Source organism: Arhodomonas sp. KWT (assembly GCF_010993615.1).
In genome coordinates this window covers 1-655 of record NZ_WNXE01000933.1, presented here as the reverse complement: position 1 = coordinate 655, position 655 = coordinate 1, and the positions used below count along the sequence as shown (strand labels likewise).

2 protein-coding genes are annotated in these 655 nt (G+C 71.9%); both read left to right on the top strand.

The window, feature by feature from the left end; translation table 11 throughout:
• On the top strand, positions 1-360 hold a 360-nt coding region (locus G7A99_RS23385; protein WP_163144444.1), incomplete at its 5' end, for an SDR family NAD(P)-dependent oxidoreductase.
• The coding region (locus tag G7A99_RS25710) for an alpha/beta fold hydrolase (RefSeq protein ID WP_240466400.1) at positions 335-655 on the top strand (321 nt) is incomplete at its 3' end. The genes G7A99_RS23385 and G7A99_RS25710, both read left to right, overlap by 26 nt.

Sequence of the window (655 nt, the reverse complement as noted above, 5' to 3'; positions counted from 1 at the left end):
GTCTCCTCCGGGGCGGCGCACCGGGCGATCCCGGGGTGGGGGGCCTACTGCACCAGCAAGGCCGCGCTGTACATGCTCTACACGGTGCTCCGTGAGGAGCTCCGGGACCGGGACATCGCCGTGGGCAGCCTGCGGCCCGGGGTGGTGGATACCGACATGCAGGCACTCATCCGCGAGCAGGACGAGGCGGATTTCCCTGCCGTGGCGCGTTTCCGCGCCCTCAAGGAGGCCGGTGAGCTGGAGCCGCCGGAGCGGGTGGCCGCCTTTGTCGAGGCAGTGCTGACCGGTACCGAGACGGCGGCCTTCGGTGCCGAGGAATGGGATATCCGCGAGCATGCAGCACGTTTCGGCATCGATTGACCCGGACTGGTGGCCCGCCGCGAGCCGCCGGCACGAGCTCGGCGGCGTCGGTTATACCGTCCACGAGTGGTCCGGCGCGCCGTCAGCGCCCACGATGCTGCTGCTCCACGGCTGGATGGATACCGGTGCCGGCTTCGGTCCGCTGGCGGCGGCCCTCGGTGACGGCTGGCGGCGGCTGGCACCGGACTGGCGGGGATTCGGCGACAGCGACCGGGCCCCCGAGGGGCGCTACTGGTTCCCCGACTACCTCGCTGATCTGGACGCCCTGATCGACCGGGCGGTGCCCGCGGGCGAA